Source organism: Mycobacterium sp. SMC-2 (assembly GCF_025263485.1).
GTDB lineage: Bacteria > Actinomycetota > Actinomycetes > Mycobacteriales > Mycobacteriaceae > Mycobacterium.
The window spans coordinates 2,244,875-2,260,301 of record NZ_CP079863.1 but is presented as its reverse complement, the minus strand read 5'-3'; the positions used below and the strand labels follow the sequence as shown (position 1 = coordinate 2,260,301).

Below are 15,427 nucleotides of genomic sequence, written 5' to 3'. Positions count from 1 at the left end.
GGCTCACCCCCGCACCTGGGGCAGCACGTCGCGTTCCCACGCCGCGAAGAACCCGTCCATGTCGGGCCCGATCTGCTGCACGTACACCTCGTCGATGTCGGCGTCGATGTACTCACGCACCTGCGCGGCATGCTTGTTCGGGTCCGGTCCGCATGCGACGCTCTCGGCGACCGTCTCAGGCGGTACCAGCGACATCAAGGCGGCGAAGTCCTTGGGCCGGGGCAATATCTGCGAGCTCTGGCCCGGCAATCCCTCGTTGCCCCACAACCGGTGCGCCGTCTTCAGCGCCGCGTCGGAATCTTCATCCCAGCAGACCTTGGTGCCCGCCTGCACCGGCTTGTCGCCCCCGCCGGCGTCCCGGAACGTCTTGACCAGCTCGGCCTCGGGCATCGCCAGCACGTAACCGTCGCCGATACGCCCGGCCAGCTCCGCGCCCTGCGGACCGAAACCGGACACGTAGATCGGGACGGGCTCGTCGGGGCGGGTGTAGATGCGGGCTTCCTGCACCGTGTAGTGCTTGCCGTGGTGGCTCACCTCGTCGCCGCGGTGCAGCAACCGGATGACGTCCACGGCTTCCTCCAGCATCTCCTGCCGCGCACCGACGGACGGCCAGGGATCGCCGAGGATGTGTTCGTTGAGCGCCTCGCCGCTGCCGACGCCGAGCACGAAGCGACCGTCGAGCTGGACCGCGGCGGTGGCCGACGCGTGGGCGATGATCGCCGGGTGCGTGCGCACGGTCGGGCAGGTGACGGCGGTGCTGACGGGGAGCGACGTCACCTCTGACAACGCCCCGATCACGCCCCACACGAACGGGCTCTGCCCCTGCTCGTCGTTCCAAGGATGGAAGTGGTCGGAGATCCACAACGCGTCGAATCCGGCGGCTTCCGCACGCTTTGCCTGGTCGACCAGATCCTTGGGGCCGAACTGCTCACTGGAGAGGAAGTATCCGATCTTGGTCATGTGATCCGGCTACCCGATGCCCGCCGCGTTATGCGCTGACCGAACATGTTGGGCTCCTGTGATCGGGGGAGACACCGGCGCTTGGCCGAATCACCTTACCGGGCAGCAGATTTCGTACAGCGGCTCCGGATCAGCGAGCGACGATGATTCACATCGGCCACACCAGTCACGCCGCAGAGGACTGTGCGATTCCGGCATCCGGCATTGCCGCTGCAAGGCGGGCAAAGAGTCGATTGCATCGGCGCGGAGGCGGATGTGGCCGGTGTGACGAGCCACGGCACCGGCTTAGAGAGAATCGCTTCGCCAATTTGGAGAAGGTAGTTCTCCACAGCCGAGAGACGAATTACGATACCGGTGATCTGTGAGGTCATTGCCCCCGAACGATGGGAGTCCGCCATCGACGCCTGGATCGTTGACGCGGTACGCACGCCCCGCGGCCGAGGCCGCCCCGACGGCGGGCTGCACGCCGTCCATCCGCAGGCCCTGTTCGCCCGTTGCCTCACCGCGCTCGCCGAGCGGATCGGCTTCGAGCCGGCCGACGTCGACGACGTGATCGCCGGCAACGGCATCCTGGGCGGCGACCACGGCGACGACATCGCGCGCCTGTCGGTTCTGCTCGCCGGATGGCCGGAGACCGTGCCGGGGATGACGCTGAACCGGTTCTGCGGGTCCGGCCAGCAGGCCGTCACCGTCGCCGCGTCGTCCATCGCCGCCGGCAACGAGGATCTGGTGATCGCCGGCGGAGTCGAATCCATGTCGCGGTGGGGCGTCACCGCCGGAATCCCGACCATCGACGGCCAAAACCCAGCCTTCCGTGCGCGGTATCCGACCGTGCCTCAAGGCATTTCAGCCGACCTCATCGCCACGCTGGAGGGGTTCTCCCGCGAGACCGTCGATGCCTACGCCGCGGAAAGTCAAAGCCGCGCCGCCGTGGCGATCGACGAGGGACGGTTCGTGCGGTCGCTCGTCGACGTCCCCACACCCAACGGTCCTTTCGAACGCGACGAACATCCTCGCCCCGGCACCACCACCGAGACGTTGGCGCGCCTCAAGCCCGCCTTCGCCGCGATGGGCGGCAGCCGCGCCGACGGTGAGCAGCGCACGTTCGACGAGATCTGCCTTGAGCGCTATCCCGGCATCGACCACATCGATCACGTGCACCATGCGGGCAATTCGTCCGGGGTGGTCGACGGCGCCGCCGCCGTGCTGGTCGCGTCGTCCAATTGGATGCACGCCCAGGGCCTCACCCCGCGGGCACAGATTCGCGCCACCGCGGCGATCGGTAGCGAACCGATCATCATGCTCACCGCGCCCGGGCCGGCCGCGCAGCGATGCCTGGAACGCGCCGGCATGACGGTGGCGGACATCGACCTATGGGAGATCAACGAAGCCTTCGCCGCGGTCCCGCTCAAGACGATGCGCGATCTCGGCATCGACCCCGAGGTGGTGAACGTCAACGGCGGCGCGATCGCCCTCGGCCACCCCATCGGCGCCACCGGGGCGATGCTCATCGGCACCCTCCTGGACGAGCTCGAACGGCGCGATCTGACGACGGGGCTGGTGACGATGTGCACCGGCGGGGGAATGGGCACGGCGACCGTCATCGAGCGGGTGTGATCGTGCCGCGCGCGCTGGAGCTCGAGCGGCCGTGCGACGGGGTCACCGTGCTGCGCCTGAACCGCCCGAAGCAGCTCAACGCCATCAACGAGGTGATGCAAACCGAATTGGGCGACACGCTGGCCGAGTTGGGAACCGACCACTCGGTGCGCGCCGTCGTGCTGACCGGCGCCGGGCGCGGCTTTTGCGCAGGGATCGACGTGCGGGACTTCGGCCCGTCGATGCTTCAGGCCAGCGCACCCGCGCTGGACCGGATGCGCTTCCAAGAGCGGATGGCCGCCCTGGCGGAAGCCGTCCGGGCCTTGCCGCAACCCGTCGTCGCCGCGGTCAACGGCCCCTGCGTCGGGGCCGGACTCGCGCTGTGCCTGGCCGCCGACATCCGAATCTGTTCGCAGACAGCATCGTTCGGCAATGCCGCCATCCTGCTCGGCCTCTCCGGCGCCGAGATGGGCATGAGCTACCACCTGCCGCGCATCGTCGGCACCAGCGTGGCCGCCGACTGGATGCTCACCGGTCGCACCGTTCCGGCCGCCGAAGCCGATCGGCGCGGCCTGGTCAGCGAGGTGGTCGAGCCGGAGCGATTGGCCGAACGGGCGGTCGAGTTGGCGGCGCTGATAGCGAGTCATTCCCCGCTGGGCGCACAACTGACCAAGCGTGCGCTGCAGGTCAACACCGACGCCGCGAGTCTGTCGGCGGCTCTGGAGCTGGAGAACCGCAACCAGGTGATCTCGCACGCCACGGACGAGGCGGCCGAGCGCCGCAAGAAGTGGTCGTCATGACGGGACCGCTACATGGCGTGCGCATCGTCATGATGGGCGGCCTGGGGCCCGCCCCGTTCTGCGGAATGTTGTTGGGCGACTTGGGCGCCGACGTCATCCGCGTCGATGGTCTGCCGGGTGTGGACGGTCCGCTCCCCATCGACTACACGGTGCGTCGCAGCCAGCGGTCGCTCGCCGCCGACGTCAAGGATCCCCGCGGCAGGGACCTGGTGTACCGCCTGGTTGCCGACGCGGAGGCCTTCGTCGACGTGTACCGGCCCGGCGTGGCCGAACGCCTGGGCATCGGACCGGACGAGCTGTGCCGGCGCAATCCCCGGCTGGTGTATGCCCGCATGACCGGGTACGGGCAGGACGGACCCCTGTCCGGCCACGCCGGTCACGACATCAACTACATCGCCCTGGCCGGCGCCCTGCACGGCATCGGCACAGCCGAATCCCCGGTGCCGCCGCTGAATCTGGTCGGGGATTACGGGGGCGGCGGAATGCTGCTGGCCGTCGGCCTGCTCAGCGCCATCCTCGAGGCCCGCGAATCCGGCGTCGGTCAGGTCCTCGATGTCGCCATGGTCGACGGGGTCGCGACGCTGCTGGCGCCGTATTTCGGGATGGTGCCCGCCGGCACCTGGCGCGACCGGCGCCACGACAATCTGCTTGACGGGGCCGCCCACTTCTACGGCGTGTACGCCACGGCCGACGGCGGCCACTTCGCCGTCGGCGCGATGGAGCCGAAGTTCTACGCGGAACTGTGCGATCGTCTCGGCGTCGACGTGCCGCAGGACGAAGACGCGCCGGAGGAGTGGGCCGCGCATCGCGCCGCCCTGGCCGCCCGCTTCGCCGAGAAATCGCGCGAGGAGTGGGAGCGGCTGCTGGGCACGCCGGGATGCTGTGCGACGCCGGTCCTTTCGCTGGCCGAGGCGCCACGGCACCCGCATCTGGCGGCGCGGGAAACGTTCATCGCCATCGACGCCGTCACCCAGCCCGCGCCGGCGCCACGGTTCTCCCGAACCCGGCCGGCAACCCCCGCTTCCCCGTCGCTCCCGGGCGACCACACCCGCACGCTGCTGCGCGAAGCGGGACTGGACACGGAAACCATCGCCACCCTCGAGGACGCGGGCGTGGTGGCACAAAGCAAGAGGGGACGATAAATGTCGTGGGATTTCTCCACCGACCCCGCGTGGGCACGGCAACTCAAATGGGTCGAGGAGTTCGTGCGCGAGGAGTGCGAGCCGATCGACTTGATCGTCAAGGAGTCCCACGACCTGGGCGACCCGGTGCGCCAGGCGCTGATCCCGCCGCTGCAAGACATCGTCAAGGAGCGCGGCCTGTGGGCCACCCACCTCGGTCCGCACCTGGGCGGCCCGGGCTACGGCCAGGTGAAACTCGCTCTGCTCAATGAGATTCTGGGCCGCTCGGAGTGCGCGCCGATCGTGTTCGGTTCCCAGGCCCCCGACTCCGGCAACAGCGAGATCCTCGCCCACTACGGCACCCCCGAGCTCAAGGCCCGCTACCTGGAGCCGCTACTCGACAACCGGATCGTTTCCTGCTTTTCGATGACCGAGCCGCAGGGCGGTGCCGACCCGAAGGTCTTCCGCACCACCGCGGTGCCCGACGGGGACCACTGGGTCATCAACGGGGAGAAGTGGTTCTCGTCGTTCGCCTCGATGGCGTCGTTCATCATCGTGATGGCCATGACCGACCCCGACGCGCCGCCCTATCAGCGCTACTCGATGTTCGTAGTTCCCGGCGATACTCCCGGCATCAACGTGCTGCGCGACGTCGGCCTGGGCTACCAGCCGCTGGGCGGCGGGCGGGAGGGCTACGTCCGCTACGAGAACGTCCGCGTGCCGGGCGATCACATGCTGGGCCCGCGGGGCGGGGCCTTCGTCGTCGCGCAGACCCGGTTGGGCGGCGGGCGCATTCACCACGCCATGCGCACCGTCGGCCTGGTCCGCCGGATCTTCGACATGCTCTGCGAGCGGGCGGTGTCGCGGTACACCCAGGGCGAGGCGCTGGCCAACAAGCAGCTCGTCCAGGAGATGGTGGCCGACTCGTGGATGGAGATCGAGGCCTTCCGGCTGCTGACGCTGCAAACCGCTTGGAAGATCGACCAATTCAATGATTACAAGGCGGTGCGGGCCGACATCTCGGCGGTGAAGGCGATGATGCAGAAGGTGCTGCACGACGTGTCGTCGCGGGCGCTGCAGCTGCACGGGTCGCTGGGCACCACCCACGAGATGCCCTTCGTGCAGTACCTGGTGGAGTCGTTCGTGCTGGGGCTCGCCGACGGCCCGACCGAGGTGCACAAGGTGACGCTGGCCCGGTTGCTGTTGAAGGACCGCGAGCCCGCGCCCGATCTGTTCCCGTCCGAACATTTGCTGCGGCTGCGCGCGGCGGCGGAGGCGAAGTTCGCCGACAAGCTGGCCGGCATCCCCCGGGCCTAAACCGATTTGGTGACGCCGACGTACGACAGCACCACGTCGGACAGGTCGGTCATTCGAGTCAGCACCGCATAGGAGCGGATGAACGACTGGCCCACGCACCCGTCGATCTTGATGTGGAAGTTGCTGATCATAACCCAGGGGTTCGCACCCTTGAATTGTTTCTTGATCACCGGCACCGTGATGATGAGGCCGGGTTTCATGCCGATGCTCAGCGCGCCGTTGACGGGCGCGGAAACATACGGCAGCAGGGGCGGCAACGTACCGGTGGTGTCGAAGGTCGGGCTGACGCCCGGGATCAGGCCGGTGCCGCCCTCCATGATCACGCCGTTGGACGTACTCATATCGATCCCGCAGCCGATCTGGTAGCCCACTTCCAGGACGCCGTGTGGCTCTTCCGATCCCCTCAGCGAGCCGGCGAAGATGCCGCTGGATATGTATTCGCGCGACGCGACGGAGGTGGTCAGCGGTGCCACCGGAACTTGCGCCTCGTCCTTCGCGCCCAGCCCCAGGGTCCAGCCGTCGGGGGTGTTGAGGATGACGGGAGGGTTCGAGGGCACCGCCCCGTCGGCCGGCGGCGCCTCAGCCGCACCGGCCGGCTCGACCTCGGGATCGGCGGCCGTCACCGGCGCCGTAACTACTGACATGACGAGGCACACGGCGACCACCAGGGCGCGACGAACGACCACGGCTACCGGCCTCACGGACCACAACGTACGCACTTGCCGTTTGGAGTCGCGAAATTTGCTGGGAGGCCGATCAAAGTTGTTGTCCGTTCGTAACTCTTATGCGATACGGACGCGGGGGTAGAATTAAGCTCTGTCAGTTCGGCGGTTCAGGCAGACGACGGAAGGGCCGCGATCATGAAGCGTAGGTACGCTGCTCTACTTGTCATGGGTTTGACGGCCCTTGCAGCTTTGACGGGCGGCACCGGAATGGCGGTCGGGGTAGCGCTCGCGTCGCCGGACCCTGCCCAGCAGCCCGACATTTTCGACGCGATCGACGAATGGGAGATTCAGTACCCGACCATGCTGACGAACCCCCTCGATGAGAGCGGCCCGTCGGGCGACTGGGGCGGCGTCGGAATGTGGTGCAACAATCTTCGCGCCAACTGCAGCTGATCAGCCACGTTGATCCAGCAGTGACCGCGCCCGATCCAGCAGCCTCGGGAGTGTTGCCGCCATCGCCTCCAATTCTGTCCGTGGTGTGCGCCTTCGCCGATTGTGCTTGACGATCAGCGACCACGTCGCGGCCGACTTGAAGCACGCCAGCGCGCTGAACCAGGCCAAGTCGGAGACCTCGCGGCCCAGCTCTTCTCGGTAGGTCTCGGCGAGTTCGGCCACGGGCGGCACCATGTCCGCCGAGCCCGTAACGCGCCGGTAGGTGTCCGGGTCGCAGTTGATCAAAAACCAGCCCGCGTCGATACGCGGATCCCCGACTGACCAGATTTCCCAGTCGATTACCGCGTTGATGCGGGATCCGGTGGCCAACAGGTTGCCCAGCCGGAAATCACCATGCACCACGCTCGGCGCCATAGCCGTTGGCGCACAACCCAACAACGCGTCACGCACGCCCGGCCAATCGGGCACCAGCGCCGCGTCGACGGTCTGCAGCGTCTCGGACCACCGCCTGACTTCCGCGGCCCCATCGACGATCGGTTCCCCACCCAGGCCGAGCTCGCCCGGCGACAAACTGTGTAGCGCGGCCATGGCCCGACATGCGTTGCGGTACCGCTCGGAAAGATCGACGGTATCTGTGCAGCCGTCGAAAAGCGGCTCGGCACAGTGCCCTTCGACGTGCGACATGACGAACAAGGGCGGGGTCTGCGGTGGATCCCCTGGGTCCTCCCACAGCACCTCTGGCACCGGAACCCGCTTTCCGGCAAGCGCTTTGATGATGCGGGCCTGACGCAGCACGTCGCGATGCGCGACCGGTTCGACGCCGGGCGGAGCGACCTTGATGACCACCGGCCGGCCGTCCAGAACGCCCTTGAACGTGAGGCTGGAGGCGCCCCCGGCCAGTGGGGCGACACCGGCGACGCCGGCGCCCGCCACCCGCCGCCGGAGCTCGTCCGGATCTAGCTCGACCATTCAGCCTGCGGACTTGGCCCAGCCGACCTCGGTGAGGAAGGCCTGGGTGTGCGCGATGCGCCCGGTCAGGATCTTCGGGTCACCGGTGCACAACCGGAAGGCCGTCTCGGTGATCAGTTCGATGTCCTCGGTGTCGGTCTTGGCCAGGTCGAGCGTGCCGGCTCCGGGTGTGGCGACGGGATTGGTGGGGGCGGCGGCGTTGACGGCGATCCCGTCGTCGTACAGCTCGGCCGCAAGGCTTTTCGTCAGCCGGTTGAGCGCGGCCTTGACCGTCCCGTAGATGCCGAAGCCCGCGGTGCGATCGAACTCGGAGAACGGCGGGCCCGGCGGCAGGTCACCGCCCACCGAGGTGAGGTTCAGGATCCAGCCCCGCCCGCGCTCGCGCATCGCCGGAATCGCCAACTGGCTCAACTGCAGCGGGCCGAGCACATGCATCTCCATCATCAGGCGGACCCGCCGTTCGGGAAACCCGTCCAGGGTCCGCAGGAACGTCACCGCCGCATTGTTGACCAGGATGTCCGGGGCGCCTACGGCGCTGACCACCTCGGCAAAAAGCCGCGCGCGCTCCTCGGATTGGGACAGATCCGCTTGGACCGCTACTGCCTTCCCACCGGCGGCCACGATCTCGTCCAGGGTCTGACTCAGCGACCCGTCGTATTTCGGGTCGGGGTCGATCGTGCGGGCGGTCAGCGCGACCGTGGCCCCGCGCTCGGCCAGCCGTGCGGCGATCGCCTTGCCCAGCCCCCGGCTGCTTCCGGTGACGAGGGCCACCATCCCATCGCATCGTTGGTCCGCGCTCGTCATCGACCCTCCTATGGAAATGGCTTCTCCATATCAGAGAATGCCATTATCACCGGTCGAGGGGAAGTGCCGCACCCCGTAGCGCGTCCATCGAGTACCTTCCGCCGCCGGTGAAGACCAGCAGCAAGAACGCGAAGCAGAAGAGGATCGCCAAGCCCCCACCGTTGCCCGCCGGTGGATCGGCGACGGGCCAGAGCGCCTTGGGTTGATGGATCCAGAAGTAGGCCACCGCCATCTGCCCCGAGGCCACGAACGCGACGGCGCGGGTGAACAGTCCGGAAGCGATCATCAGTCCCGCGACGACTTCGATCAACCCGGCATACCAGCCGGGCCAGGATCCGAACTCGATGCGGACCGGCGACGGGACCGGCCAATCGAACAGGCTGCGCGAGCCGTAGGCGGCGAAGAGCAAACCGTAGACCAACCGAAACACGCTCAGCGCCGCCGGGGCGTAGCGACTTAATTCCTTTGTCACGATCGACAGGTTACGGCCGCCGTCCAGTCGAGCAGGCGCCGCCAAAGCCGATGCCGACTCGACGCCATGTTGTGGCAGTGCGCGCTGTCGGCCAGGACCAGGGTGGTGATGTCCGGGCAACTGCGATAGAGGCCGGCCTCGGCGCGCGGGTCCGGTGACACGTCGACGGCTCCGTAGCCGATCAGCACCGGGACGTCGATCAGTGCGGCGTGTTCGGCGACGACACCGGGGATCATGGCGGTGCCGAACACGCGCGGCACCATCGACTTCGCGACGACGCAGTCGGCTGCGACGACGTCGGCCGGCACGTCGGCCAAATGAAACCAGCTCTGCAGAAATTCGCGCGAGCCATCGAAGTAGGGCTGCGGCAGGGCGGCAAGTATTTCCCGGGCGAGCTCGGCGCGTCCCTGCGCGGTTGCCGACCGGGCGATGAATGCCGGGTCCAGGTTCAGCGGCGCCACGTGTTGATTGGTGCAGCCGAGCAAGGCCAGCGCGGCGAAGCTGGAGAAGAGCGCTTGTTGGGTGATTGCCAGGTAGCCCCCGAGGGAATGCGCCATGGCCACCGGGCGCGCGTGAACTCCGGTTGCGCCGGGCAACGCGGAGACGGCATGCGCGAGGGTCGCGGCGATGTCGTTGAAGCCGAAATCATTTGTGGGTTGCGAGCTTTCACCGGTGCCCAGCGGGTCTATGGTCACCACGGCGTAGCCGTTCCCGGTGGCGAAATCGGCGAAGCTGTACCCGTGACGGCCGGGGATGCGCAGGTCCCAATAGTCGCGGCTGTAGGTGCCGCCCGGCAGGCAAATCAATAGCCCGAGCGCCTCCGCGCCGGCGCGCGCGGGATAGTAAGTCGCCGCCAGAAAGGCTTGCTCCCCGATCACGTCGCCGACGTCAAACTTCATTGGCTGCGAGGGAAACGTCATACGGCGCAATCCTTCCACGACTCCTCCTGTACACACATACACGTACGTCCGTACGGAAGGAGGCGTCTTGAACTATCTGTTTCTCCTCTGCGCCATCGTCACGGAGGTGATGGCGACCAGTTTGCTCAAGAGCACCGAAGGTTTCACCCGACTGTGGCCGACCGTCATGTGCCTCACCGGATATGCCGTCTCCTTCGCGCTGCTGGCGCTCTCGATTGCGCGCGGCATGCAGACAGACGTCGCCTACGCGTTGTGGTCGGCGATCGGCACCGCCCTCATCGTGCTCATCGCCGTGCTGTTTCTCGGCTCGCCGGTGTCCGTAGCGAAGGTCGCCGGGGTGGCGCTGATCATCGCCGGCGTGGTCACGCTGAACCTGTCCGGCGCCCACTGACCCGGTCCAACGCCGTTCCGTCGCCGGGCCGTGAGCTTGTGTTTACGCAACGGCCTTCAACTGCGCGCCTGGTGTGCAAACATCGCTGTCAGACTGACGGTCTCTCATCCCCGGACCCATCGGTGCGGCGGCGGCAACCTCGAGGGATAGGACTCACATGACCGACGTCGACGGACTCTCTCCCTCCAGCCCCGCGCGGACCGATCTCGTCGAGCACTCCCGCACCGGGATGAGCGCGGCCGCACTCCAGCGGGCGATCAACGACCACCTGCGCTACTCGATTGGCCGCCCCGCGGCGGCGCGGCGGCCCGAGCATTACTACCGGGCGCTCGCCCTGGCCGTCCGCGACCGGATGCAGGACCGCCGGGTGGTGTCGACGCAGACCTCGCTCGATCTCGGCCGAAAGGTGACCTGCTACCTGTCGGCGGAATTCCTGATGGGTCCGCAACTGGGCAACAACCTGCTGAACCTCGGCATGGAGCGGGCGGCCCGCGAAGCGCTGGCGGCGATGGGGCAGAACCTCGACACGGTGCTGGCGTGCGAAGAGGAACCCGGGCTGGGCAACGGCGGCCTCGGCCGGCTGGCCGCGTGCTACCTGGACTCGCTGGCCACCCTGGAACGGCCGGCGATCGGTTACGGAATCCGCTACGAGTTCGGCATTTTCGACCAAGAGATCCACGACGGCTGGCAGGTCGAGCAGACCGACAACTGGCTGGACCACGGAAACCCTTGGGAGATAGCAAAACCCGACGTCAACTACTTGGTCAAGTGGGGCGGCTACACCGCTCACTACACCGACGATGATGACCATGACCGGGTGCGGTGGGTGCCCGGGCGGATGCTGAAGGGCGTCGCCTACGACACGCCCATCCAGGGTTACGGCGTCAACACCTGCAACGTGCTGACGTTGTGGAGCGCGCGCGCCGTCAAGTCGTTTGCGCTGGAAGCCTTCAACACCGGCGACTACTACGGGGCGGTCGAGGACGAGGTCATGTCGGAGACCGTCACCAAGGTGCTCTATCCGAACGACGAGCCGGAGGCCGGTAAACAGCTGCGCCTGCTGCAGCAGTACTTCTTCGTGTCCTGCTCCCTGCAGCACGTGCTGCACATCATGGACGACCTGGCCGACGTCTCCGTCAAGGAACTCCCCCAGCGTTTCGCCCTGCAGCTCAACGACACCCATCCATCGATCGGCGTCGCCGAGCTCATGCGGCTGCTGGTCGACGAGCGCGAGCTGGAATGGGAAGAGGCATGGGACATCACGGTCGCGACGTTCGGCTACACCAACCACACGCTGCTGCCCGAGGCACTGGAGACCTGGCCCCTCGAGTTGTTCGCCGAAGCGCTGCCTCGCCATCTGGAGATCATCTACGAGATCAACCGCCGGTTCCTCGACGAGGTGCGGGCCCGGTTCCCCGGCGACGACGAGCGGGTCAGTCGGATGTCGCTCATCGGTGAGAACGGTGGCAAGAACGTCCGAATGGCGCACCTGGCCACCGTGGGCAGCCATGCCGTCAACGGTGTCGCCGCGCTGCACTCCGAGCTGCTGAAAAGCAGTGTGCTCAAAGACTTCTATGAGATGTGGCCGGAGCGGTTCAGCAACAAGACCAACGGCGTGACGCCGCGCCGCTTCCTCGCGCTGGCCAATCCCGGGCTCCGCGAACTTCTCGACCGCACCGTCGGTGACGGCTGGCTGACCGACCTGGGACGCCTGCGCGGGCTGGAGCCGTTGGTCGACGACGCCGCCTTCCGGCGGGAATGGCGCGACATCAAACGCAACAACAAGGCGCGCCTCGCCAAATACATCCACTCGGTGGCCGGCGTCGAACTCAACCCGGACTGGATGTTCGACGTTCAGGTCAAGCGCATCCACGAGTACAAGCGTCAGCACCTCAACGTCCTGCACGTCGTGGCGCTCTACCACCGGCTCAAGCAGGACCCGAGCCTGTCGATACCACAGCGGGCCTTCATCTTCGGCGGCAAGGCGGCCCCCGGGTACTTCATGGCCAAGCGGATCATCAAGCTGATCAACGCCGTTGGGGAGACCGTCAACGCCGACCCGGGCGTCAACCGGTTCCTGAAGGTGGCGTTCGTGCCGAACTTCAACGTGCAGAACGCCCACATGATCTACCCGGCCGCCGACCTGTCCGAACAGATCTCCACCGCGGGCAAGGAAGCGTCGGGCACCGGGAACATGAAGTTCATGATCAACGGCGCCCTGACCATCGGAACGCTCGACGGAGCGAACGTGGAGATGCGCGACGAGGTGGGGCCGGAGAACTTCTTCCTGTTCGGCCTGACGGAGCAGGAGGTCGCGGCGGTCCAGGCCCGCGGATACCGCCCGGCCGACTACGTGGAGGCTAACGACGAGCTGGGCGCGGCGCTGGATTTGATTGCCGGCGGGGCGTTCTCGCACGGCGACACCGAGGTGTTCAAGCCGCTGGTGGACAACTTGCGCTCCGAGGACCCCTTCCTGGTGTGTGCCGACTATGCCTCCTACGTGAACTGCCAGGAGCAGGTCAACGCCGCATGGCAGGACAGGGAGTCGTGGACCAAGATGTCCATCCTGAATACCGCTCGCAGCGGCAAATTCTCATCGGATCGGGCCATCACCGAGTACTGCGACGACATCTGGAACGTGTGGCCGCTGACCGTCAAGATCTAAAAGAAACCGACCGGTAACCGCGACCTGGGCCTAGGATCTCGCCATGTCAATTCTTGGCGATGCAACGGTCGTCCTCGCGCGCCTGACGAGGTCCACATCCAACGCGCTGCGGGTGGATCTCACCACCCCCGACGGCACCGAATTGGCACGCGCCCAACAAAAGGGCGGCGCCGCGGTGTTATTCGGCTTCAAGAATGGGGGCAAGAGCGAGTACACGCTGTCGTCAGCCGGCGGTGACGAACTCAAGATCGCGGTGGCCGGAACCACCACCATCACCAACGGAAACGCGCCGGTGGGAAAGATCGTCCCCACCGACGGCGCGGCACGCCTGGAAGACGGCGGTGGCACCGTGCTGGCGGTGATGCGGCCGCACGCCGGGCACAAGGCCGATAGCGCCTGGCATCATCGCTTGTTGTCGCCGTCTGGCGAGGCGCTCGGTGTCCTCACCCTGATGACCGTTCACACCGGTTGGAGCGATATCGAGTCCGACGCCAGTCTTTTGCTACTCAACCGCAATGTCGCCACCCTGAAGGCACCATCGGCGGGCGCGATGCTCACCCTCGCCGCGCCGGTCGGTCCACACCTGGGCGACATATTGGCCGCGGCGTGTGTCGACTCCTCGGTGTTCCCCCGCGGATACGTCGAGCAAAGCCAGACCTGGCGGTAGCCGGGCCGGTGGACCGTCGGCCGAGGGTGGACGTTTTCACCGTCCAACGCAAGGATCGAGCCAATGACCCCTGGCAGGAGAAAAGTGACCCGACGATTCCGTGGGCTTGTTCTGGCCCCGCTCAGCGTGGCGCTGGCGATGCTGCTCGCGCCGTCCGCCTCGGCCGACACCTACACAGATCAGCTGGTGGCCAAGTTCAACGCCGAGACGCACGTATTGGCCGATCCGGCGGCGCGACCGCCGTTGCAGAACCCCGACAGCCTGAACGACCAGATCCTGACCAGCCGGTGGACGTGGAGTTCGACGCCCCCGGTCTGGGTCGTGGCGGTGGCGCCCAGCCAGACCGGTGTGACCACCCCGGATGCCATCCACAACGTCATCCTCGGTCGCAACCCCGCGTTCAGCGGGATCATCCTGGTCATCGACTCCAAGGGCTATCACGTGCGCGCCTACAACGTGCCCAAGGCGATCGCGGACAGCGTCGATCCGTTCATGGCCCAGTCGGCCAGGGACCACCGGAACGACCCGTACGGCGCGACGAGTGAATTCGTCAGCAAAGTGTCCACAGTGGGCGTGTCCTCCCACGGGCCGGTGACGACCTCTCCCGACGCGCAGAAGAACCCCGACCGCTGGGCGTGGCTGTGGAGCTTGCTGGTCTTTCTCGCCGTCTCGCTGAGCGTGGTGAGCTTGATCTGGTTCGCAGTTAGCCGAAATCGTAAGCGCGGCAAGGACGCAGAGGCGCGCGAGCAGATCAAGCAGCAGTTGATCACCGCCGAATCGGATATCAGCGACCTCGACAACGCGGTCCTCACCAACAGCGAGACGGACGTCAGCGCCGAATCGACGAAGGCCAACGCCAGCCTGTATGACGCCCGAAGGGCCTACGAGGCCGGCGACTACGGTGCGGCGCGGGCCCATCTGAAGGTGGTGGAGTCGACAGTGGCCAGGGCCAACCAGAAGCTCTACCCCGGGCGCCCCACACCCAACGTCGCCGCCGTCGACTCGGTGCCCGCAGCCGACCGCAAGCAGGCCTCGGTGCGGACGAAGAATCCCGACACCGGTGAGTACGTGACGATCAACAACAACAACTACAGCACCACCCCGCAGCCCGGTTATCCGCACTACTACGGGGGCGGCTACTACAACGGAATGTTCTTCTACCCCGGCTATTACCCATACTCGTTCTGGGGCGCGGGTTGGGGTTGGGCGCTCACCGACGTCCTGCTGATGGATGCGCTGCTGGACGACCATTGGGGCGGCAGCTACGACCGCGGCTTTGAGGCCGGCCGAGACTCGGCGTATGCGGATACCGGCTACGACGGCGGCCAAAGCGCCGGCTACGACAGCCAGCAAAGCGACGTCGGGTTCAGTGGCGGTTATGACTTTGGCGGCGACACCAGCTTTTCAGGCAACGACAGCTCGTACTCCGGCGGCGGCGACGTAGACTTCGGCGGCGGTTGGGACTCCGGAGGCGGATCAGACTTCGGCGGCTCCGATTTCGGCGGTGGCTCGGACTCCGGCGGCGGTGACTTCGGGTTCTGACCGAGAAGTAGGGTTCCGCAAATGAGCACCCACCGGTTGTCATCCGCGACGTGGTCAAGGGCCGGAAACGCTGAGTCGGAAGGAG

Annotated in this window: 15 protein-coding genes; 9 read left to right on the top strand and 6 right to left on the bottom strand. The window is 66.9% G+C overall.

Annotated elements, in window-relative coordinates; all coding sequences use genetic code 11:
• Window positions 1-3 precede the first annotated feature (3 nt).
• Window positions 4-960, bottom strand: coding sequence for an LLM class F420-dependent oxidoreductase (locus KXD96_RS10795; RefSeq protein ID WP_260744550.1), 957 nt, complete (start codon window positions 958-960; stop codon window positions 4-6).
• Between the two features lie 408 nt (window positions 961-1,368).
• Here KXD96_RS10795 and KXD96_RS10790 point away from each other — a divergent pair, with 408 nt between their 5' ends.
• The 4 genes from KXD96_RS10790 to KXD96_RS10775 are packed head-to-tail and all read left to right on the top strand — an operon-like array spanning window position 1,369 to window position 5,794.
• Window positions 1,369-2,577 carry an acetyl-CoA C-acetyltransferase gene (locus KXD96_RS10790; protein ID WP_396878768.1) on the top strand — a complete coding sequence of 403 codons (1,209 nt, stop codon included), beginning with the start codon at window positions 1,369-1,371 and terminating at the stop codon, window positions 2,575-2,577.
• Between the two features lie 2 nt (window positions 2,578-2,579).
• Complete coding sequence (locus tag KXD96_RS10785; RefSeq protein WP_396878766.1) at window positions 2,580-3,356, top strand: enoyl-CoA hydratase/isomerase family protein; 777 nt, start codon at window positions 2,580-2,582, stop codon at window positions 3,354-3,356.
• The gene (locus tag KXD96_RS10780; RefSeq protein ID WP_260744548.1) at window positions 3,353-4,498 is read left to right on the top strand and encodes a CaiB/BaiF CoA-transferase family protein; all 1,146 of its coding nucleotides are present in this window, start codon (window positions 3,353-3,355) and stop codon (window positions 4,496-4,498) included. The genes KXD96_RS10785 and KXD96_RS10780 overlap by 4 nt, the downstream gene beginning before the upstream one ends.
• A complete protein-coding gene (locus KXD96_RS10775; RefSeq protein WP_260744547.1) occupies window positions 4,499-5,794 on the top strand; it encodes an acyl-CoA dehydrogenase family protein in 1,296 nt (431 codons plus the stop codon). It begins immediately after the preceding gene.
• Here the strand turns inward: KXD96_RS10775 and KXD96_RS10770 are convergent.
• Window positions 5,791-6,438, bottom strand: a complete 648-nt coding sequence (locus KXD96_RS10770; RefSeq protein ID WP_260745317.1) for an MspA family porin — start codon at window positions 6,436-6,438, stop codon at window positions 5,791-5,793. The genes KXD96_RS10775 and KXD96_RS10770 overlap by 4 nt on opposite strands.
• Window positions 6,439-6,684: 246 nt before the next feature.
• Here KXD96_RS10770 and KXD96_RS10765 point away from each other — a divergent pair, with 246 nt between their 5' ends.
• Window positions 6,685-6,912, top strand: a complete 228-nt coding sequence (locus KXD96_RS10765; RefSeq protein WP_260744546.1) for a hypothetical protein — start codon at window positions 6,685-6,687, stop codon at window positions 6,910-6,912.
• On the opposite strand, the gene KXD96_RS10760 is transcribed toward KXD96_RS10765, so the two are convergent.
• From KXD96_RS10760 to KXD96_RS10745, 4 genes are read right to left on the bottom strand one after another with little or no spacing between them, the layout of a single operon-like run.
• Window positions 6,913-7,881, bottom strand: a complete 969-nt coding sequence (locus KXD96_RS10760; protein ID WP_260744545.1) for a phosphotransferase family protein — start codon at window positions 7,879-7,881, stop codon at window positions 6,913-6,915.
• Complete coding sequence (locus tag KXD96_RS10755; protein ID WP_260744544.1) at window positions 7,882-8,685, bottom strand: SDR family NAD(P)-dependent oxidoreductase; 804 nt, start codon at window positions 8,683-8,685, stop codon at window positions 7,882-7,884.
• Between the two features lie 46 nt (window positions 8,686-8,731).
• Window positions 8,732-9,166 carry a DoxX family protein gene (locus KXD96_RS10750; RefSeq protein WP_260745316.1) on the bottom strand — a complete coding sequence of 145 codons (435 nt, stop codon included), beginning with the start codon at window positions 9,164-9,166 and terminating at the stop codon, window positions 8,732-8,734.
• Window positions 9,154-10,077 carry an alpha/beta hydrolase gene (locus KXD96_RS10745; protein WP_260744543.1) on the bottom strand — a complete coding sequence of 308 codons (924 nt, stop codon included), beginning with the start codon at window positions 10,075-10,077 and terminating at the stop codon, window positions 9,154-9,156. Before KXD96_RS10745 ends, KXD96_RS10750 begins: the two co-directional genes overlap by 13 nt.
• A gap of 67 nt (window positions 10,078-10,144) precedes the next feature.
• Between KXD96_RS10745 and KXD96_RS10740 the strand changes: the two genes are divergently transcribed.
• From KXD96_RS10740 to KXD96_RS10725, 4 genes are all read left to right on the top strand, one after another.
• Complete coding sequence (locus tag KXD96_RS10740; RefSeq protein WP_260744542.1) at window positions 10,145-10,468, top strand: multidrug efflux SMR transporter; 324 nt, start codon at window positions 10,145-10,147, stop codon at window positions 10,466-10,468.
• Between the two features lie 157 nt (window positions 10,469-10,625).
• Window positions 10,626-13,133 (top strand): glycogen/starch/alpha-glucan phosphorylase, encoded by a 2,508-nt coding sequence (locus KXD96_RS10735; RefSeq protein WP_260744541.1) that lies wholly within the window; start codon window positions 10,626-10,628, stop codon window positions 13,131-13,133.
• A 43-nt stretch (window positions 13,134-13,176) separates the two neighbouring features.
• Entirely contained in the window at window positions 13,177-13,800 is a 624-nt protein-coding gene (locus KXD96_RS10730) for a hypothetical protein (protein ID WP_260744540.1), read from the top strand.
• Between the two features lie 84 nt (window positions 13,801-13,884).
• Window positions 13,885-15,342 (top strand): hypothetical protein, encoded by a 1,458-nt coding sequence (locus KXD96_RS10725; protein ID WP_260744539.1) that lies wholly within the window; start codon window positions 13,885-13,887, stop codon window positions 15,340-15,342.
• The last annotated feature ends 85 nt before the right edge of the window (window positions 15,343-15,427 follow it).